At 54.3% G+C, this 18,712-nt stretch carries 15 protein-coding genes, 6 pseudogenes and 1 other annotated feature; of the genes and pseudogenes, 11 read left to right on the top strand and 10 right to left on the bottom strand.

Annotated elements, in window-relative coordinates; translation table 11 throughout:
• The 5 genes and pseudogenes from H2P46_RS22125 to H2P46_RS22105 form a co-directional block, all read left to right on the top strand.
• A pseudogene (locus H2P46_RS22125) lies at window positions 1-75 on the top strand (IS6 family transposase); the annotation flags it as partial.
• A 302-nt stretch (window positions 76-377) separates the two neighbouring features.
• Entirely contained in the window at window positions 378-902 is a 525-nt protein-coding gene (locus H2P46_RS22120) for a Csu type fimbrial protein (RefSeq protein WP_193406911.1), read from the top strand.
• A gap of 14 nt (window positions 903-916) precedes the next feature.
• A complete protein-coding gene (locus H2P46_RS22115) occupies window positions 917-1,639 on the top strand; it encodes a fimbrial biogenesis chaperone (protein ID WP_193406910.1) in 723 nt (240 codons plus the stop codon).
• The gene (locus tag H2P46_RS22110) at window positions 1,611-3,983 is read left to right on the top strand and encodes a fimbria/pilus outer membrane usher protein (protein ID WP_193406909.1); all 2,373 of its coding nucleotides are present in this window, start codon (window positions 1,611-1,613) and stop codon (window positions 3,981-3,983) included. The genes H2P46_RS22115 and H2P46_RS22110 overlap by 29 nt, the downstream gene beginning before the upstream one ends.
• A gap of 26 nt (window positions 3,984-4,009) precedes the next feature.
• The gene (locus tag H2P46_RS22105) at window positions 4,010-4,978 is read left to right on the top strand and encodes a Csu type fimbrial protein (RefSeq protein WP_193406908.1); all 969 of its coding nucleotides are present in this window, start codon (window positions 4,010-4,012) and stop codon (window positions 4,976-4,978) included.
• Between the two features lie 23 nt (window positions 4,979-5,001).
• Here H2P46_RS22105 and H2P46_RS22100 read toward each other — a convergent pair whose 3' ends face one another.
• The 4 genes from H2P46_RS22100 to H2P46_RS22085 all read right to left on the bottom strand — a co-directional run bounded on the left by H2P46_RS22100 (window position 5,002) and on the right by H2P46_RS22085 (window position 6,805).
• Complete coding sequence (locus tag H2P46_RS22100; protein WP_238939080.1) at window positions 5,002-5,295, bottom strand: hypothetical protein; 294 nt, start codon at window positions 5,293-5,295, stop codon at window positions 5,002-5,004.
• A gap of 123 nt (window positions 5,296-5,418) precedes the next feature.
• A complete protein-coding gene (locus H2P46_RS22095; RefSeq protein WP_099818005.1) occupies window positions 5,419-5,571 on the bottom strand; it encodes a Hok/Gef family protein in 153 nt (50 codons plus the stop codon).
• Between the two features lie 169 nt (window positions 5,572-5,740).
• Window positions 5,741-5,980, bottom strand: coding sequence for a hypothetical protein (locus tag H2P46_RS22090; RefSeq protein ID WP_238939079.1), 240 nt, complete (start codon window positions 5,978-5,980; stop codon window positions 5,741-5,743).
• Between the two features lie 129 nt (window positions 5,981-6,109).
• A complete protein-coding gene (locus H2P46_RS22085; protein ID WP_193406906.1) occupies window positions 6,110-6,805 on the bottom strand; it encodes an IS6 family transposase in 696 nt (231 codons plus the stop codon).
• Between the two features lie 14 nt (window positions 6,806-6,819).
• Here H2P46_RS22085 and H2P46_RS22080 point away from each other — a divergent pair.
• A pseudogene (locus H2P46_RS22080) lies at window positions 6,820-7,011 on the top strand (IS1 family transposase); the annotation flags it as partial.
• A gap of 208 nt (window positions 7,012-7,219) precedes the next feature.
• Here the strand turns inward: H2P46_RS22080 and H2P46_RS22075 are convergent.
• Window positions 7,220-8,353 (bottom strand): glutathione-independent formaldehyde dehydrogenase, encoded by a 1,134-nt coding sequence (locus tag H2P46_RS22075; RefSeq protein WP_193406905.1) that lies wholly within the window; start codon window positions 8,351-8,353, stop codon window positions 7,220-7,222.
• Window positions 8,354-8,522: 169 nt separating this feature from the next.
• Between H2P46_RS22075 and H2P46_RS22070 the strand changes: the two are divergent.
• The 4 genes and pseudogenes from H2P46_RS22070 to H2P46_RS22055 all read left to right on the top strand — a co-directional run.
• Window positions 8,523-8,774, top strand: a pseudogene (locus H2P46_RS22070) (NAD(P)-dependent alcohol dehydrogenase); the annotation flags it as partial.
• Window positions 8,775-9,037: 263 nt separating this feature from the next.
• Window positions 9,038-9,457 carry a hypothetical protein gene (locus H2P46_RS22065; RefSeq protein WP_202987559.1) on the top strand — a complete coding sequence of 140 codons (420 nt, stop codon included), beginning with the start codon at window positions 9,038-9,040 and terminating at the stop codon, window positions 9,455-9,457.
• A gap of 50 nt (window positions 9,458-9,507) precedes the next feature.
• Window positions 9,508-9,902, top strand: a pseudogene (locus tag H2P46_RS22060) (IS1 family transposase); the annotation flags it as partial.
• A 56-nt stretch (window positions 9,903-9,958) separates the two neighbouring features.
• Window positions 9,959-11,028: pseudogene (locus tag H2P46_RS22055) on the top strand (IS3 family transposase); the annotation flags it as partial.
• Window positions 10,240-10,356, top strand: a sequence feature (AL1L pseudoknot). Its footprint overlaps the pseudogene before it by 117 nt.
• A 52-nt stretch (window positions 11,029-11,080) precedes the next feature.
• Here H2P46_RS22055 and H2P46_RS22050 read toward each other — a convergent pair.
• The 5 genes and pseudogenes from H2P46_RS22050 to H2P46_RS22030 form a co-directional block, all read right to left on the bottom strand.
• Window positions 11,081-11,776, bottom strand: a complete 696-nt coding sequence (locus H2P46_RS22050; protein WP_193406904.1) for an IS6 family transposase — start codon at window positions 11,774-11,776, stop codon at window positions 11,081-11,083.
• Between the two features lie 40 nt (window positions 11,777-11,816).
• Window positions 11,817-12,026 (bottom strand): annotated as a pseudogene (tnpB, locus tag H2P46_RS22045) (IS66 family insertion sequence element accessory protein TnpB); the annotation flags it as partial.
• Window positions 12,023-12,658, bottom strand: a complete 636-nt coding sequence (gene tnpA / locus H2P46_RS22040; RefSeq protein WP_193403483.1) for an IS66-like element accessory protein TnpA — start codon at window positions 12,656-12,658, stop codon at window positions 12,023-12,025. The pseudogene tnpB and the gene tnpA, both read right to left, overlap by 4 nt.
• A 192-nt stretch (window positions 12,659-12,850) precedes the next feature.
• Window positions 12,851-14,518 carry a group II intron reverse transcriptase/maturase gene (ltrA, locus tag H2P46_RS22035; RefSeq protein WP_193406903.1) on the bottom strand — a complete coding sequence of 556 codons (1,668 nt, stop codon included), beginning with the start codon at window positions 14,516-14,518 and terminating at the stop codon, window positions 12,851-12,853.
• Between the two features lie 809 nt (window positions 14,519-15,327).
• The gene (locus H2P46_RS22030; protein ID WP_202987560.1) at window positions 15,328-17,844 is read right to left on the bottom strand and encodes a heavy metal translocating P-type ATPase; all 2,517 of its coding nucleotides are present in this window, start codon (window positions 17,842-17,844) and stop codon (window positions 15,328-15,330) included.
• A 193-nt stretch (window positions 17,845-18,037) separates the two neighbouring features.
• Here H2P46_RS22030 and cadR point away from each other — a divergent pair, with 193 nt between their 5' ends.
• A complete protein-coding gene (gene cadR / locus H2P46_RS22025) occupies window positions 18,038-18,496 on the top strand; it encodes a Cd(II)/Pb(II)-responsive transcriptional regulator (RefSeq protein ID WP_033755771.1) in 459 nt (152 codons plus the stop codon).
• Window positions 18,497-18,712 lie beyond the last annotated feature (216 nt).

The raw sequence follows: 18,712 nt of genomic DNA, 5'->3' as shown, positions 1-18,712 counted from the left end.
CGCAAAGGACAACTTCAGCATCCCGCCGGCGACAGATTGTCACCAGCGGAACAATTTTATTTGTTGGCTGCCTAAAATATCGGCAGCACAACGTTTGCTGACTCTGCTCTGTTAATGCGACAGAACCTTTATTTGTTGGCTGCCTAAAATATCGGCAGCACAACGTTTGCTGACTCTGCTCTGTTAATGCGACAGAACCCGGCGAAATTCTTTCATGCTCATATTTTCTTCGTGACCCATTTTGCTTTACCGATCTGGTTTCATACAGAAATATAGTCTGGAAGCTGGAGTAATACTTGCTACTATACTAAAGTACAGTTTGTTGCGTTAATTTTATCTGAAAGATAAATCGGAATTTTCTTCAAAGGGACAGAAATATGAAACCGGCTTCTGTAGTTTTCCTTTCGTGTATGGCCTTTACGGTTACACCGCTCGCACATGCAGTAACCACCACGGGAACCTTTCAGGTACTGATTACCATTGCGAAGGCCTGCTCCGTCACCGCTGGCCCTTCTTCCAACATTAACCTTGGCACGGTGAACTCCAGCACAACAAACACCACCGGGAACAGCACCATTTCCGTGACCTGCTCTAAAACCACACCGTATTTTATTGGTATGGCTCCCTCAACAACAAACGGAGGGAATACGAGCGGTGCTGGCGCTATGTCGTCGGTGGCCAACTCAGCAACGAATATGGATAAAGTACCTTATCAGCTAAACCAGATCTCGGCTACCGGCCCTGTCTGGGGGAATACGGCCACGTCAACGACGGTCGGCAATGGCGTGGCAGGCACCGGCACCGGTGCGGCGCAAACCTATACCGTCTATGCAACGGCTCCCGGAGCCAATTTCACCCCGGATAATTACGCCGATACCGTAACGGTCAATGTGAATTACTGAGCACAGGGATGCGGATGAGTTCAGTATTGCCTTTATGGCGACATGCACTGGTGTGCATGCTTTGTGCCAGCCTGGCTCTGCCCGGGGCAATGGCTTCTGGCCTGCAGGTTTCCCCGGTGAGCCTCACCCTGCCAGGCACACAAAATGCGGATGGCATCTGGTTAAGCAATGAAGGGAGCCGGGAAATTAATGCGCAGGTGCGGGTTTATCGCTGGAGCCAGAATAACTTCAGTGACGAACTCTCGCCATCTCACGGGCTGGTTATCAGCCCCCCCATGCTGGCACTCAGGCCCGGCGAGCGGCAGCTTATCCGGGTGATAAGAACCAGGCCGTCTTCAGGGGAAAGGGAGGAGGCTTACCGCCTGTCTGTCAATGAGCTGCCTCCTGCCGTGATGGAAAAAAACAGGCTGCAGTTTGTTCTGCACTATTCACTTCCTGTATTTATTCAGCCTGCCACAACAGGTCCGCTGTCTGCAGACTTGCGCTGGAACATCAGCCGTACTGAAAAAGGGGTGTTCCTGGATGTGCACAATCAGGGAAACAGTCATGCTCAGTTGTCAGCAGCAACGCTGGTAACCTCACGCGGTGTCCGCAGGGCCATTACTCCGGGACTACTGGGATACGTTCTTCCGGCGTCAACGATGCGCTGGGTATTGCCTGTCACGACCGTTGATGCTGCTCAGGGCGGTAAACTCGAAATTACGATAAATGGCCAAAAAACGGAACAGACTCTCTGATAGGTTGCGGGCGCTGGTGACACTGGTTTTACTTAACGGACTCTTTACTCCGGAAATCTGTGCGGCAGACCCTAATTCCGGAAATCAGTCACCGAACGAACTGGTATATGATGCCACACCGCTGACCGGAACTGAGTTATATCCGGAGGTTACCCTTAACGGTAACACGGTGGGGCCGGTTCGCCTCGGTTACGCCGACGGAAAATTTTACGCCAGCGCCGGCACGCTGCGACAGCTGGGGCTCCGGCTCCATGAAAAAAATGCGGGGCAGGTATGCCTGAGCGATATACCGCAGTTACAGACTGACTACGATGCACGGCAACAGACTCTGAAGCTGACTGTTCCGCTCAGGCTTCTGGATACAGCGACCACCCGGCTTAATCTGGCGGATGCCGCTACCCCGGCGGCATCCACTTCACGGGGCATGCTGTTAAATTATGACCTTTACGCCGCCCGCGAGAGAAGCCTCAGCGTCAGCAGCTTTACAGAACTTCGCGCCTTTCAACCTTCCGGAGTATTCAGTTCAACCCAGCTGACGCGCAATTCAGCACAGAAGTACAGTGGTGATCATGATAACCGGTTCAGTCGCCTGGATACCCGCTGGCAGTCCTCCTTTCCTGACCGGTTGCTGACAGTAACAGCAGGAGACACCCTGACCAGTTCTCTGCCCTGGTCGCGCCCCACCCGCATTGCCGGGATTCAGCTCGGCACTGATTTCAGTCTGAAGCCTTATCAGCCCACCACGCCATTACCTTCTTTCCTGGGTTCAGCAACCCTGCCTTCTGATGTCGAACTCTATATTAATGGGGTGAAGCACTATAACGGCAGCGTACCGGCGGGAAATTTTGAAATCAGCAGCCTGCCTAATATCAGTGGCGCCGGCAATGCGCAGGTCATGGTCACGGATGCGCTGGGCAGGACGACCGTTCAGAATTTCTCTTTTTATAATGACCCGTTGCTGCTGCGTCAGGGACTGACTGAGTGGTCGGCAGAACTTGGGGTAGTCCGCAGGAATTATGGTTATTCCTCTTTTGACTATGACAACGTCCCTGTTTTCAGCGGGACCTGGCGGCGGGGAGGGAGTAACAGTTTAACCGTCGGTTCGCATGCTGAGGCAACAAACAGCCTCGCGAATGCTGGCGTCAGTACTGACTGGGTTCCCTCCGGTCGCAGCGGTACGCTGTCCGCCACGCTGGCGATAAGTGCGGACTCAGGTCAGGGCGGTTCGCTGTACGGAGCAGGTTATCGCTGGTCCGGTTATAACTTTACCTTCAGCACAATGACCACCCTCACGACAGGCCGCTATCACGATGCCGCCACCCGCTATGGACCGTCGCCACCGGCGTTAAGCAGTAACTCGGTAGTGGGGTATGGGACAGAGTCCCTGGGTAATTTCAGCCTGAGCTACCTGCATTTTCGTTATCCGCAGGAAAGCTCCATCCGCTATGCCGGTGCTAACTGGTTTAAATCCGTGACGCAGGATATTTATCTTAACGCCGGGGTCAGTCAGAACGTGGATAACAGTCGTGACAGCAGCGTCTGGCTGATGATGACATTTGCGTTCAGTGGCGGAATGAGTGCCGGCAGTATGCTGCAGCGCACGAATAACCAGACCGGATACATGATTAATGCCAGCCAGATGCATCCCCCGGAAGGGGGATGGGGATGGGGCTGGAGCCTGGCGGCCAGCCGGCAGTCATCCCGGCAGGGTGCTCAGGGAGAAGTGGGGTATCAGGGGCGTCACGGCAATGTCTACACAGGGGTGAATCAGATGTCCGGTACCCACTATGATTACGCAGGTGCCCGCGGCTCTCTGGTGTCGATGGCAGGAGGGCTGTTCGCCGCCCGGGAGATTAGCAGCGGTTTTGCGGTGGTCTCCACCGATGGCATTGCCGGGGTTCCGGTAAAACTTGAAAACAATCTCACGGGAACCAGCGACGACCAGGGACTGCTGCTGGTCACCCCCCTGAACAGCTATCAGAATAATCTGCTGAGTATTGACCCGATGGATCTGCCCGCCAGCATGCGAATTAACCGAATCAGCGCCGACGCCACTCCTGCAGACCGGTCCGGCGTACTGGTGAAATTTGACATTACCCCCGTTCGAGCTGCACTGGTGACGCTGGTTGACACTCATGGCCACGCGGTTGCACAGGGCAGTATAGCCACGCTGGATTCGGGGCAGAATGCGGTCGTGGGTTTTGATGGTATGGCCTATTTTGATGTCCTTGGGTTATATAACCGGCTCAGGGTCACCACGCCAACAGGCGTCTGCACAGTGCAGTTCAGGTATCCTGCCGAAGAGAAGGGTATCCCTCAGACCGGACCACTGACCTGCCGGTAACCACCGGCGTGAAAGGAGGCAACAACATGCGATTAAGCCATCTGATTTTGCTGGCAGGATTAACCCTGTCGCCCGGAGTGAGCCTGGCGCTGAGCTGTTCGGTCAGTAATGTGCAGCCTGTTAATTTCGGCACGGTAAACCCGCTCTCCGCAACAGCGGCAACGGGGGCTATGACCTTCAGCTACACCTGCACCCGGGCCATCACGGATATACTGGCAGGCGTCACGCTCTGTTTTAATATTGGCCCGTCTGCTGTCAGCGGACAAATCAGTCCCCGTCAGATGTCATTTGCAGGTCCGCCCGCCAGCACCCTGAATTACCAGCTGTATCAGGACCCGGGGTATACAACGGTCTGGGGAAGTCAGTATCAGGCGGGAACAACACCACCCATGGTGCAGATAACCTTCCTGGATTTTCTTCCTGTGACCGGAAGTAAAACTGTTTATGCCCGACTTCCCGGGTCACAAATCACGGCAGCCCCGGGCGGTTACCAGGACAATTATTCTGCCGCGACCGCCAGCGTCACGCTGAATACCGGGTTACTTCTGCCACCGACAACCTGTGGTACCACGACTGGCCCAGCGCTCCCGTTTACCGTACTTGCGACCGTGGCGAAGCAATGCAACGTCAGCTTTACCAACAACATCAACCTGGGAACGGTAAATGCAACCCAGACCAATATTGGCGGGAACAGTACAATAGGGGTCACCTGTACCAACAGCTCCCCCTATACCATTGGTCTGGTGCCTTCCAACGGCAACACGGCGGGAAGCGGAATGATGAAAACTAGCAATACAAATACTGACCAGGTCCCCTATCAGCTCCGTTCAGGACCCGGTATGAATGGCAGCCCATGGGGAAACACTCCACTGAACAGCGTTGCGGGAACCGGAGCCGGCAGCACGACGACCTGGGCGGTCTACGTCACCGCTCCCGGCGCGAACTACACGCCGGACAGGTACGCCGATACGGTAACAGTTAATGTGACGTACTGAGATTTCGGGAGCGTCCAGTTTACTCACGCAGCGGCATCGCCGGCAACGTCCAGGTCTTTACGCAACAAATGCAGGAGCAGGGAAACGCGCCGTTCTGTCCTTTCCGGCGTATCCGGTGGCAGATTGTAGCGCAGGGTGTAAAGTTTGCCCTTGTCGTTGAAAAAGTCGATCACCAGCATCGGCACAATTTGGTTGAATATTTTCCTGTAATTCAACTGAATACATGACATACCAAGTTTCATGCGAACGTCCATTATCGCGCTGGCCACCAGGCCTGGATACAAGGCTGTTTCCTGTGGTGCAGAGATGATTTTCATGCCGAACCTCCACTCGTTGACTGAGAGGGGCTGGCCCCGCAGGGCCAGCGGTATTCTGCAAAGGGTGCCGGGATACCACGCCAGACAGCCACCGATTGGGCGGAGCGAACTCCGCCCAGCGGTTTAGCCTCTGACTTCGTAGTTCAGCAACGCCACCATGACCGTGTTACCTTGCTGGACGCGGATCTCACACAGTGAGCCGCGCACCATCCAGGTAAACACCAACAGCGTTAAACACAACACTATCAGGCTAAAAAACACCAGTTTTCGTGACATTGTCTTGAACCTCTGAAGTTAAGAGGCTACTATTATGTTGTCTATGCATAACAAATGGCCTCAAGTTGATTGAAAGATCACTTGGGGCTTTTTGCTGTCTGCTTCATGCCAGAGCCTGAAACAGACGGCTCCAGGCACCCGTTTGAATGTTAACATAATTTCCACCTTTTCAAACATATTCAAGACTCAATGCCAGATCATCCATCGGCAGCGCCTGGGGACCAAACGTGCCGTCAAATCGTGCCATAATTCGTCTTTCACGGTAATGGGTCATCAAACGGTGGACGCTGATCCAGCTCGCTCCGGTCGCCGCCCTGCGCATAAATTTCCCATTGTTGGGCGGCATCTGCCACAGCTTCGGACGTTGCCCCCAGCCCTGTGCCTTCACTTGCCGGCGAAGCGCTTTCATTGGGCGCACCGGATTTTCGTCCTCCTCCCGGGCGAACGGTTCTGGCGCTGATAACAGAATCTGCCACGACCTGGTAAGGTTCTGTCGCATTAACAGAGCAGAGTCAGCAAACGTTGTGCTGCCGATATTTTAGGCAGCCAACAAATAAAATTGTTCCGCTGGTGACAATCTGTCGCCGGCGGGATGCTGAAGTTGTCCTTTGCGTATCATCTGTAACAACTCGATGCCTGCTAACAACGTCTGCGCCCGGCGGAACGACTTGAATCCCAGCATCGGCCGTATTCGTCGTTTGATATTCCGGTGATCCTGCTCAACCAGGTTGTTCAGGCACTTGCTCTGCCTGATGGTCATCCTTTCTTCTTCTGGTTTGTTGGCGTTAAGTGTGGTCAGGGCGGCCGTGTTGGCGCCACTTTTATCGATAGTCACTACCTCGGGTTCGCCATGATGACGAATGGCCTTGCGAAAGAAACGCAACGCAGCGGCAGCGTCGCGTCTGGCGGTCAGCAGGAAGTCGACGGTTTGACCTGCAGTATCTACCGCGCGGTACAGATATTTCCACTGGCCTTTGATTTTGATGTAGGTTTCGTCCATGCGCCACCGCCGACCCACGGTGCGCTTATGCCGACGAAACGCCTTATCCAGCAACGGCACCAGACGGATAACCCAGCGGTGAAGCGTCGAATGGTCAACAATAATGCCGCGCTCGACCATCATTTCTTCGAGATTGCGCAGGCTAAGGGCATAAGCCAGATACCAGCGAACGCATTGAGCAATAACATCGAGGGGATAGTGCAGGCGTTTGAAGGCTTTTCGTATCAGAGGCATGAGCAGGCAACATCATTAAAAAAAAACAGCATGTTACCCGACGCCGCCTTAATGCGACAGAACCCACTCAGCGCATTGAGCGACATAACCTGAATCTGAGACAACATCTGGCAAGGCTGGGACGGAAGTCACTGTCGTTCTCAAAATCGGTGGAGCTGCATGACAAGGTCATCGGACATTATCTGAACATAAAACACTATCAGTAAGTTGGAGTCATTACCTGCGTTGTCGGGAAGATGCGTGACCTGATCCTTCAGCTCAGCAAAAGTTCGATTTATTCAACAAAGCCGGGTTGATATTCAAGCGAAGCAGCGTTGAGGAGCCCAGCCTATTAAAAAGACTAAACGTGGGTGAGCCAACCGGTTAAGCCCTGAGCAATCGGCACAAGGCTTTCTGTAAGAGCTGTCCACGCCTTCAGGGTTTGAGGACCACTTTCGTCCAGCCGGGGGTACGGCTGTCGAAATTTTTATAGCCTTCAGGCGCTTCGTCCAGGCTCAGACGATGCGAAATAATCTGGCCAGGGCTGGCTTTGCCGTGGTGAATCAGTCTTGCAAGCTGTCGGTTGTAGGCCTTCACGTTTGCCTGTCCGGTGCGGATTGACTGGCCCTTGAACCAGAAACTGCCAAAATCGAAAGGCATCTTGCCTTCTTTAGCCAGATCGGTTGCAGCAGAGGGATCCTGCGGGACAAATACGCCAACCACGCCGATTCCGCCCGTGGCTTTAGTTGACGCGACAAGGCTGTTCATGGTTGCACTGTTATCTTCATGACCATGCTTATTACAGCACTGGTATCCCACGCATTCACACCCGCAGTCGGTGCCCCTGCCATCGGTCAGATCCAGTATTTTCTGTACGGCCTCATCTCCGGCAGCATGAACAGGTGTTGCACCAAGTTGCTCGGCGAGGGCAAGACGGTCACTGTGGGTATCCACAACAAACACCTGCGATGCGCCTTTTATCAGCGCTGAGTGAGCCGCCATCAACCCAACCGGACCCGCCCCATAAATAGCGACGCTTTCGCCCGCTCGCAATCCCGCCAGTTCGGTCGCGTGCCAGCCTGTCGGAAAGATGTCAGAGAGCATCACATAATCATCCTCTTTTTCTGAGGCATCCTCCGGCAGCACCAGACAATTGAAATCGGCAAAGGGGACCCGCAGCAGTTCTGCCTGCCCGCCGTCCCATGGGCCCATTTCAGCAAAACCATAGGCGGCGCCAGCGCTTCCCGGATTAGCCGTCAGGCAAAAACCGGTCAGGCCTTTTTCGCAATTTTCACAGAAGCCGCAGCCGATGTTAAACGGCATACAGACGCGGTCTCCCACCTTGACACGCTCAACGCCTTTGCCGACTTCAACGACCTCTCCCATGTTTTCATGGCCGAAAATGCGCCCTTTTTCAAAACTGGTGCGGCCTTCGTACATGTGCAGATCCGAACCACAGATATTCGTGGTAGTAATGCGGATAAGCGCGTCACCGGGGCGCTCAATTTTTGCGTCAGGAACATTTTTTACCGTTACGTTGAACGGGCCGTTATAGATGATTGCTCTCATAATTACCCCTCTGGATTGAAACGATTAAAAATAATCATGCTGGTTTTAAATCTCGTTGCGCTTATTTTTTCCACGCAAGATAAGAGCATTTTAAATGTAGCATAAATTTTTAACATGGCTCACTTTATACCGATGCGCTTGCGTGTAATTTATTATGACCTACAATTAAGTGGGGCTGATCGAGCCGATTGAACCTGCACTGCATGCGGGCAACCTGGTTATGAATCGCCGCGTACTGGCGGGCTCTCTGATCGGTGGCATTGCGGAAACCCAGGAAGTTCTGGAATTTTGCGCCGAGCACAGCATCAGCTGCGATATTGAAATGCTTGATATCAAAAATATCAACGAGGCTTATAGCCGCATGATAGCTGGGGATGTGAAGTATCGCTTCGTCATTGATATGGCCACGTTAAAAGCATAAATCCAGACAATCCGTTTGCGAGCCAACAGATGCATGACATGAGCACCAGATATCGTTTGCCCAACAGATATAACGGATAAGTCTTTTAACATATTCTCAGCATTGCGTTTGTCAACGACCCCAACACCACCGGTGTTGCTGGATCTGTTCACCCCGCTTTGTGGGATAACCGATCAGGGCTATGGGAAACCATTTTCATGGCCTTCTAATTATATAAATGCATTTTTTTATGGCCTTTTATGACAGCGCCAAGGAACACTTTTATGTCTAAAAAATCCAATTTGGCCTTATCAGCGTTGGCGTTCGCCATTGCCATTTCAGGCGAAAGCAGCTTCGCTGCAGATGTCCGGCCACTACCGGCGAATGCACCTGTCGAGAAAACGACAGGTCAGCTTGAACAGGTATTTGCTTTCCATAATGCGATGCCGACCGGCGTTACCGTCACCGAAACTGGCCGTATCTTCGTAAACTACCCAAAATGGGGCGATGATGTAAAATTCACCGTTGCTGAGATTCGCAACGGTAAGGAAGTCGCGTATCCAGACGCGGCTTTTAATCGTGAAAATCACAAAGATCCTGCTAAAGGTCTGATTAGCGTACAAAGCGTTGTCGCCGATGGTAAAGGTCGTGTGTGGTTGTTGGACACCGCAGCACCGAGTTTCTCCACGCCCAAAAAAGGGTAATGCTCCCAACTTACTGATTTAGTGTATGATGGTGATTTTGAGGTGCTTGCGTGGCTTCCATTTCCATCAGATGTCCTTCCTGCTCCGCTACTGAAGGCGTGGTGCGTAACGGCAAAAGCACTGCCGGACATCAGCGCTATCTCTGCTCTCATTGCCGTAAAACATGGCAACTACAGTTCACTTACACCGCCTCTCAGCCCGGTACGCACCAGACAATCATTGATATGGCCATGAATGGCGTCGGATGTCGCGCCAGTGCACGCATTATGGGCATTGGCCTCAACACGGTTTTACGTCACTTAAAAAACTCAGGCCGCAGTCGGTAACCTCGCGCATACAACCGGGCAGTGATGTGATTGTCTGCGCTGAAATGGACGAACAGTGGGGCTACGTCGGTGCTAAATCACGTCAGCGCTGGCTGTTTTACGCGTATGACAGGATACGGAGTGAACCGCCCCGGGAATCCTGGAGACTAAACTCCCTGAGAGAGAGGTAAACAGGATGACTAAAAATACACGTTTTTCCCCCGAGATACGGCAGCGTGCCGTCCGCATGGTTCTGGAATGCCAGGACGGATATGACTCACAGTGGGCAGCCCTGAGTTCCATCGCCCCTAAAATCGGCTGCACGCCGGAGACCCTGCGTATCTGGCTGCGTCAGTATGAACGTGATGCCGGTGGTGGTGATGGTGGTCTCTCCACCACTGAGCGCCAGCGCCTGAAAGAGCGGGGGCGTGAGACCCGCGAGCTGCGGCGCAGCAATGATATCCGGCGGCAGGCCTCAGTTTATTTTGCGAGGGCGGAGTTCGACCGCCTCTGGAAAAAATAGCCCTCCTGGTGGATACCCTGAGCGATGAATACGGGGTCGGACCGGTATGCCATGAGCTGGATATCGCCCCGTCGTCATACTACCGCTACCGTGAATATCAGCTGCATCCTGACAGACGTAGCCATCGCGACCAGCGTGATGAGAAACTGAAGCAGGAGATACAGCGCGTGTACGACGAAAACTACGGCGTCTATGGTGTTCGCAAGGTCTGGCGCCAGCTGCTACGGGAGGGCTTCAGCGTGGCCCGATGCACCATCGCGAGGCTGATGAAGTCCATGGGCCTAACCGGCGTACTGCGAGGTAAAAAGGTGCGAACCACCGTCAGCCGTAAGACCCCTGCCGCGCATGACCGGGTGAACCGTCAGTTCGTGGCTGAACGCCCTGACCAGCTGTGGGTGGCAGACTTCACGTACGCCAGCACCTGGCAGGGCTTCGCATACGTAGCGTTCATTATCGACGTGTTCGCCGGTCGCATCGTGGGCTGGCGGGGGTCATCGTCGGTGGAGACGACGTTCGTGCTGGATGCGCTGGAGCAGGCGCTGTGGGCCCGTCGGCCATCAGGAACCATCCATCACAGCGACAAAGGTTCACAGTACGTGTCGCTGGCCTACACACAGCGGTTGCAGGAGGCGGAGCTTCTGGCTTCAACGGGAAGCACGGGTGACTCTTATGATAACGCGATGGCCGAAAGCATCAACGGCCTGTACAAAGCGGAGGTGATACACAGGCAAAGCTGGAAAAACGGTTCTGTCGCATTAACAGAGCAGAGTCAGCAAACGTTGTGCTGCCGATATTTTAGGCAGCCAACAAATAAAATTGTTCCGCTGGTGACAATCTGTCGCCGGCGGGATGCTGAAGTTGTCCTTTGCGTATCATCTGTAACAACTCGATGCCTGCTAACAACGTCTGCGCCCGGCGGAACGACTTGAATCCCAGCATCGGCCGTATTCGTCGTTTGATATTCCGGTGATCCTGCTCAACCAGGTTGTTCAGGTACTTGCTCTGCCTGATGGTCATCCTTTCTTCTTCTGGTTTGTTGGCGTTAAGTGTGGTCAGGGCGGCCGTGTTGGCGCCACTTTTATCGATAGTCACTACCTCGGGTTCGCCATGATGACGAATGGCCTTGCGAAAGAAACGCAACGCAGCGGCAGCGTCGCGTCTGGCGGTCAGCAGGAAGTCGACGGTTTGACCTGCAGTATCTACCGCGCGGTACAGATATTTCCACTGGCCTTTGATTTTGATGTAGGTTTCGTCCATGCGCCACCGCCGACCCACGGTGCGCTTATGCCGACGAAACGCCTTATCCAGCAACGGCACCCGACGGATAACCCAGCGGTGAAGCGTCGAATGGTCAACAATAATGCCGCGCTCGACCATCATTTCTTCGAGATTGCGCAGGCTAAGGGCATAAGCCAGATACCAGCGAACGCATTGAGCAATAACATCGAGGGGATAGTGCAGGCGTTTGAAGGCTTTTCGTATCAGAGGCATGAGCAGGCAACATCATTAAAAAAAAACAGCATGTTACCCGACGCCGCCTTAATGCGACAGAACCGTCCCGGTCGGCCCACAGCACCTTTATCATGTCGCCGCGACGACCGCGAAAGATAAACAGATGACCGCTGAACGGATCGGTGCGAAGCGTGTTCTGCACTTTCGCTGCCAGCCCGTTGAAGCTACAGCGCATATCTGTCACGCCAGCAACCAGCCAGATCCGCGAACCTGCCGGAAAGCTAATCATGACTCACCCTCCCTGAGTTCGCTGACCAGTGCGCGCAGAAGTTCAGGCGTCAGCGGGCCAGTCAGGTTGAGGCTTCCACCTGGCAACGTCAGCCTGCAGCTGATGACCGGTGGCAGGTCTGCTGATACGACGCCGTTTTGCCTGGGCGGAGGGACAACAGGCTCCATAGTAACCGGAATCAGAGTCGCTCTGTTGGCCGGATCCAGTAGCCCCTGACGATGCAGATTGCGCCAGTTGAACAGCAGATTATCGTTAATGCCATGCTCACGGGCAATTTGAGCCACACAGGCGTCCGGCTGCAGGGTCAGCTCCGCCATGCGAATTTTGAATTCCAGAGGCCAGTCCGGCCGGCGTTTTTTTACAGGAAGATTTGTCTCAAGATTGAAGGCATAGAGCTCTTCCTCCAGGCGTTCAGGCGTGTATTCTTCCGACAATGGCCAGTTAATTCCGGTTCGTCGAAAACGCGTGAACATTTTATGTATGGCAGATGAGCTAAGGTTCAGTTGTTCTGCTATTTCACGGTAAGTCAGAGCCTCATTAAAGCGCAGGCTCAGCGCTGTGAAGATCCATGGTCTTCTGGTGTAAGGCGTATTTTTGTCCACGGTAGTGTCCATGTTCGCGAAAGTGTCCATGGTAGGAAACGCGGGCAAAAATAAAAGACGGTCTGGATGAGACGCTTACCTGCGCTTCAGCTGCGTCTCCGGTTTCCTGTCCATGAAGGTCAACGGCATTAACAGCCTGATGTCGGGTAGCAGCAGCACATTACTGCGCCGCCGCCCCCTGAGAACGGTACGTGCAGGTTTCCCCGCATACCGCTCAAGCCTTTATAAATGCCCGTTGTGGGCACCGGCCTCCCTGTTGTGTAACTGACGGTGGCAGTTGGGATGTAGCAGTTCAAGATTGGACATGTCGTCGCTGCCGCCCATGACCTTCCTGACCCGGTGGTGTATATTCCAGCCTGGCTTGTTGGTGATGAGTTGTCTGCAACGCGGGCAGCACTTACCCTGGCGCTTCCACAATGCCGCCACGGTTTTCATCTTCTTCAGCTTTCCGCTCCAGACCAGATCCAGACGACGCTCAAAGTAGATTTCCATGCCGGGCGAGTAAGGTGTTGCGTCGCCCCTGATCTTGATATGGCGTTTGATGGGGGTATCCATCGCGCGGGTGAGGTGCAGTATTTTACCCTCCGGGGTCGCTGCGCTGAACAGCCAGCGTTTCTCCCCGAACGTGAAATACTTTTCTGCAACCCAGCGCCGGCTTTTACGTGTATGCCGCCGTTTGCACCACTGCCATATTGCCCGCCAGATTTGGGTATCGACGTAATTAAAGATATCTTTTGCCACGACATGCCGATGATAAGTCGCCCATCCACGGATCACGGGATTGAGCAGGTTTATCAGTTTCCATGCCGGAAGCGTCGGATTGCCTTTAATTATTCTCCTGACTTTGCTCAGAAAGTTTTTCAGATTCTTTTTGGCAGGCTTGATCAGCATCTTGCCGCCGTATTTTCTGACGTTCTGACCAAGAAAGTCGAAGCCTTCTTCTATGTGCGTTATCGCTGTTTTTTCCTCAGACAGCGCGAGCCCCCGTTTCTGCATAAACTCTGCTATCAGGGGCTTGACCTCATTCTCCAGCAGCTCGCGGGAGATCCCGGAGCAGATGAAGTCGTCGGCATAGCGCACATAGTTCACCTGATGTTTTGCCCCGTAATGCTTACTCTTCCTGAATGTCAGCATCAGCTCTTCCTCCAGCCCATCGAGTGCCATATTGGCGAGGAGGGGAGAGATAATGCCTCCCTGCGGAGTGCCACTTTCGGTGTGAAAGAAGACGCCCTTTTCCATATATCCGGCTTTCAGCCATTTTCTGAGCAGTTTTCTGTCCATGGGAATATGGGACAGCAACCAGTCATGGCTGATATTGTCGAAGCATCCTTTTATGTCACCTTCCAGTACCCATTTCGGGGATACTTTCTGGCTCATCCGGTGAAATATGGACTCGATGGCATCATGCGTACTGCGCATGGGTCTGAAACCATAGCTGTTATTGTCAGCCGTGGTTTCTGCTACAGGCTCCAGTGCCAGCAGCCACAGTGCCTGCATGGCCCTGTCACGCATAACAGGAATGCCCAGCGGGCGCTTTTTGCCGTTCGGTTTGGGGATGTGTATGCGCCTGAGCGGCAGTGGTCTGTAGTCTCGCGGGCTCAGACAGACAATCCCTTTCCATTTTTCATCCGGGGTGCTCCATGTTTTGCCATCCACGCCGGGCGTCCTTTTCCCGGTGTTTTCAGTCACACGTTTGACAGCAACGGCTTTGCCGGAGAACGAACGCGTGAGAATGCGCTGCAGTTCCCTGACTCGCCGCCATTGTTGCTGCCGGGTTGCCTCTGCAATCCTCAGCTGTAGCTTTCGCACCCGTGCATGGCAGGCTCGCCAGTCAATGGCGTGCCAGCCTGCCGGGCGGGGTATCGTGGACACACTGTCGTGTGTATTCATCTCGCTGATATCCTGTTGAAAGTTTTACAGTATCTCATGCAGTTAAAGACCAGACGGAAGTCTGCCCGCTTTCGCGCCGAAGTATAATTTGCTCCGTATCCTGATGATTACCATCAGGCGTTCGCTTTTTCCGTCCTCCTCTGCCCGCACCGCCAACAGTGTTCCTTACGGTTCACCTGCCATCAGGCAGCGATACGGGTTTACCAGGTTCCGCTTAACATACAAAAGGTCAAGACGGGTTCTGTCTATTCACCGGAGATCTCTGTGTCCATGTGCTCCGGGAGGCCCTTGGAGCAACCCGATCTCATACCCTTTTGGTTCAGGCCTTTCAGCATCTTTGGCCTGTTGCCGATAACGGTGTTTATCAACAGTTCACATGTGTTAACCCTTCTGACCAGCCTTGCAATCCAGCCACATGATGCTTGCAGCAGGAGAGGCTCCCTCACGGGACCCTCTCCGGGCTGACGCCCGATTTCGTTGTCCCGGAAGCTTCAGACCCCGCCGTTGCCAGCAACGCCTGTTCCGGTAGGCTACAGCTAATGGAATAGCTGGTTTTATCAATGTAAAACAATATGTTAAACAACTTCCTGTCGCACGGCCCCCTCCGGCTCCCCGGCGTTGCCGGGTCGTCGAGCCCTACTGCGCTAACCGGCTGTGCCGGTAAGCTCCGCCGGACCGCAGGCGTTCCGGGCCTGTCGGCTAGGGTCTGATGGCAACGGCAAGGTTTAAATCAGAAGATCGATGAAGGTCCGCTATGAGCGAAAAGCAGACGTTGCCCGCCGTTAGCCAGCGGGCAACATAATAACCAGCTATTTACGCAACAGGCGCAGGCCGTTTGCCACAACAAGCAGACTTGCACCCACATCGGCAAATACAGCCATCCACATGGTTCCCATGCCGGCAATGGTCAGGGCCAGAAATATTGCTTTGATGCCAATTGCCATAACGATGTTCTGTACCAGAATGCTGTAAGTCTGTTTTGAAAGCCGGACAAAGGCAGGGATTTTACGTAAGTCATCGTCCATCAGGGCAACATCAGCGGTTTCGATGGCGGTATCGGTGCCCATCGCGCCCATGGCAAAGCCGATATCGGCGCGAGCCAGCGCCGGCGCATCATTGATGCCGTCCCCTACCATGCCAGTGGTACCCTGAGCCGTAAGTGTTTCAATGGCGCGCAGTTTGTCCTCAGGCAACTGGTTACCCCGGGCTTCATCGATACCGACCTGAACGGCAATGGCCTGCGCTGTACTCGAATTGTCTCCGGTCAGCATGAGTGTCCGGACGTCCAGACCGTGCAGCTGGCTCACCGCTTCGCGACTGCTTTCTTTGACTGTATCTGCCACTGCAAACAGCCCGAGTACCTGATGACTGTCACAGAGCAGGATGACCGTTTTACCAGCGGACTCCAGTTCCCTGAGCGTCGCCCTGACAGTCTCCGGGCAGCTGCTCGTTTCTTCAGCCAGTCTCAGATTCCCGAGGCTGTAGGTTCTGTCATTGATGACACCCCGCACCCCGCGGCCCGGCAGAGCTTCAAAGCGCTCAACGTCATAACGCTGCGAACCCTCTAATGCTGCCGTCACGGCCTGCGAAACCGGATGATCGGAGTAACCCGCCAGACTCGCAGCCAGTCTGCGGCCTTCATCCTCGGCAACCCAGGTATAGATAATCACATCCGTTTGTACAGGTTTACCGTGCGTCAGCGTGCCAGTTTTGTCGAGCGCCAGCCATTTCAGTTTTCTGCCCTCTTCAAGATAAATGCCACCTTTAATCAGGATCCCCCGGCGGGCTGCCGCCGTCAGGCCGCTGACGATAGTTACTGGCGTGGAAATGACGAGCGCGCAGGGGCAGGCGATAACCAGCATGACAAGCGCCTTATAAACCCACTCGTGCCAGCTTTCACCTGCCATCAGTGGCGGGAGGATGGCAACCGCAACCGCGATTGCAAACACCACGGGGGTATAAACCTGTGCAAAGCGGTCAACAAAGCGTTGCGAAGAGGCTTTTGCCCCCTGGGCCTCCTCCACGGCATGAATGATGCGTGCGAGTGTAGTATTTCCGGCAGCAGCCGTTACCCGGTATTCAAAACCACCGGAGCCGTTAACCGTCCCGGCGAAAACCGGATCGCCTTCTCCTTTTTCGATCGGCAGGCTTTCACCGGTAATGGGTGCCTGGTTGATGCTGGTCCTGCCTCGGACAACCCTGCCGTCAAGGGCGATACGCTCACCCGGTTTTACCCGGACCACGCTGTCAAGGGGTACAGATCTGGCATCTGCCACTGTCCAGGAACCGTCCGGCTGCTGAATCGTGGCTGTTTCAGGCGTCAGCGTCATCAGGGAGCCAATAGCATTGCGGGCGCGGTCAAGAGACTTCGCCTCAATCAGTTCCGCGATCGTGAACAGCACCATTACCATGGCGGCTTCCGGCCACTGCCCGAGCGCCAGCGCCCCGGTTACAGCAATGCTCATCAGGGCGTTAATATTCAGATTGCCGTTACGCAGCGCAATCCAGCCCTTTTTGTAGGTAGACAGGCCGCAGGCACCAACAGCGGCCAGGGCCAGAACTGCTTCCAGCCATTCCGGCATGCCTGTCCAGTGCATAGCTTCGGCGGCCGCTGCCGCAACGCCGGCCAGTGCCAGCGGCCACCAGGGATTTTTCTTTTCCTCAGTAGCCGCGTGCCGCCCGCTGCTGTCAGAGAGCTCAGGTTCAAAGCCCAGCGAACGAATGGCGGCCAGAACCGGCTCCAGCGTACCCGGTGCATGAACGACCGTCAGAACGCGCTGCATAAGGTTAAAATCCAGCTCCTTAACGGCCGACATACCGTCCAGCTTTTTACGGATCATGCCCTCTTCTACCGGGCAGTCCATCTGCCTGATGCGGATGCTGGTACGCACTCCGTCAGCGGTCAATTGCTGTGCCTGCAGCTCACCGGAAGTGACAGCCGCAGGTGCGCAGCAGGAACCGCAGGCGCTTTCCGCTTTGCTGCCTGAACAATTGATGCCGGCAGGCCGGGTGACTTTATCAGCCAGTTCCGGGTCAAAACCCAGAGAGCGCACCGCCTGTAGTACCGGCTCCAGTGCCTGCGGCGAGTGGGTCACGGTAAGTACCCTCTGCATCAGATTGAATTCAAGCTCACTGACGTCAGACAGTTTTGTGAGTTTTTTACGAAGCAACGTCTCTTCCGTCGGGCAGTCCATCTGCACGATGCGCAGACGTGTCTGAACGCTATCGCTCCCGTCGCGTTCTGCCACTGGCACGGAAGGCTGACTCAGACTCTCCGATGAACAGCAGCTTCCGGCACTACAACAGTCCGGTGAGGCATCAGCCATTTTTTGCGAAGTTTTTCCGGAGGCGTCTGCCGTGGCAGCAGAGGTATAGCTGACGGATGTCCGCTCTCCGGACGCGGCAGAACCGCACTTGTTATTACTACAGCAGTCACTCATGTTTTTATCTCGTTCATAGCATATACTGGCATTAAAGACCCTGAAGTAACTACAGGGTCAAGTGTACAAGGAAAAAGTTATGAAAATTGGCGAACTGGCCCGGCAGGCAGGCTGTCCGGTAGAGACGGTGCGTTATTATGAGCGTGAGGGGCTGCTGCAGGCAGCATTACGTGACCAGGCAAATAACTACCGTCACTATGACAGTGCCCATCTGGAAAGACTGATGTTTATCCGCCGCTGTCGGGCGCTGGATATGACCCATGAAGAAATCCGGGTGCTGCTGCAGGCACGCAGTCAGCCTGATGCAGATTGCGGTATGGTTAACGACCTGATAAACGAGCACCTTCTTCATGTACAGGCCCGTATTCGTGAACTTAATATGCTGGAAACGCAGTTGTGCGAGCTGCAGAGTCATTGTAACGCCAACCGTGCAACGCGCGACTGTGGCATTTTGCGCGAACTGGAGCAGGCAGATGAGTCGGATGATGTCCTTCCCGTTATTTCTTCTGGCCATCTTGCCGGCAGCCATCCGCATTAATTTTTTAAGAGCAGGCTCTGTAACGAGGCGTTTTAATTAAAAGATAACGTCCGCTTCTGGCACTTAGCGGACATAAGTGTCAACAACCTGATGTCGGGTAGCAGCAGCACATTACTGCGCCGCCGCCCCCTGAGAACGGTACGTGCAGGTTTCCCCGCATACCGCTCAAGCCTTTATAAATGCCCGTTGTGGGCACCGGCCTCCCTGTTGTGTAAC

Source organism: Mixta mediterraneensis, assembly GCF_014946725.1.
GTDB lineage: Bacteria > Pseudomonadota > Gammaproteobacteria > Enterobacterales > Enterobacteriaceae > Pantoea > Pantoea mediterraneensis.
This window is presented reverse-complemented; position numbering and strand designations above follow the sequence as displayed.

Coding starts and splice junctions, on each gene's coding strand:
- ltrA (WP_193406903.1), bottom strand. CDS start 14,518: ATGAATACACACGACAGTGTGTCCACGATACCCCGCCCGGCAGGCTGG.
- H2P46_RS22120 (WP_193406911.1), top strand. CDS start 378: ATGAAACCGGCTTCTGTAGTTTTCCTTTCGTGTATGGCCTTTACGGTT.
- H2P46_RS22030 (WP_202987560.1), bottom strand. CDS start 17,844: ATGGCTGATGCCTCACCGGACTGTTGTAGTGCCGGAAGCTGCTGTTCA.
- H2P46_RS22075 (WP_193406905.1), bottom strand. CDS start 8,353: ATGAGAGCAATCATCTATAACGGCCCGTTCAACGTAACGGTAAAAAAT.
- H2P46_RS22095 (WP_099818005.1), bottom strand. CDS start 5,571: ATGTCACGAAAACTGGTGTTTTTTAGCCTGATAGTGTTGTGTTTAACG.
- H2P46_RS22100 (WP_238939080.1), bottom strand. CDS start 5,295: ATGAAAATCATCTCTGCACCACAGGAAACAGCCTTGTATCCAGGCCTG.
- H2P46_RS22050 (WP_193406904.1), bottom strand. CDS start 11,776: ATGCCTCTGATACGAAAAGCCTTCAAACGCCTGCACTATCCCCTCGAT.
- H2P46_RS22085 (WP_193406906.1), bottom strand. CDS start 6,805: ATGCCTCTGATACGAAAAGCCTTCAAACGCCTGCACTATCCCCTCGAT.
- H2P46_RS22090 (WP_238939079.1), bottom strand. CDS start 5,980: ATGAAAGCGCTTCGCCGGCAAGTGAAGGCACAGGGCTGGGGGCAACGT.
- tnpA (WP_193403483.1), bottom strand. CDS start 12,658: ATGGACACTTTCGCGAACATGGACACTACCGTGGACAAAAATACGCCT.
- cadR (WP_033755771.1), top strand. CDS start 18,038: ATGAAAATTGGCGAACTGGCCCGGCAGGCAGGCTGTCCGGTAGAGACG.
- H2P46_RS22110 (WP_193406909.1), top strand. CDS start 1,611: ATGGCCAAAAAACGGAACAGACTCTCTGATAGGTTGCGGGCGCTGGTG.
- H2P46_RS22065 (WP_202987559.1), top strand. CDS start 9,038: ATGTCTAAAAAATCCAATTTGGCCTTATCAGCGTTGGCGTTCGCCATT.
- H2P46_RS22105 (WP_193406908.1), top strand. CDS start 4,010: ATGCGATTAAGCCATCTGATTTTGCTGGCAGGATTAACCCTGTCGCCC.
- H2P46_RS22115 (WP_193406910.1), top strand. CDS start 917: ATGAGTTCAGTATTGCCTTTATGGCGACATGCACTGGTGTGCATGCTT.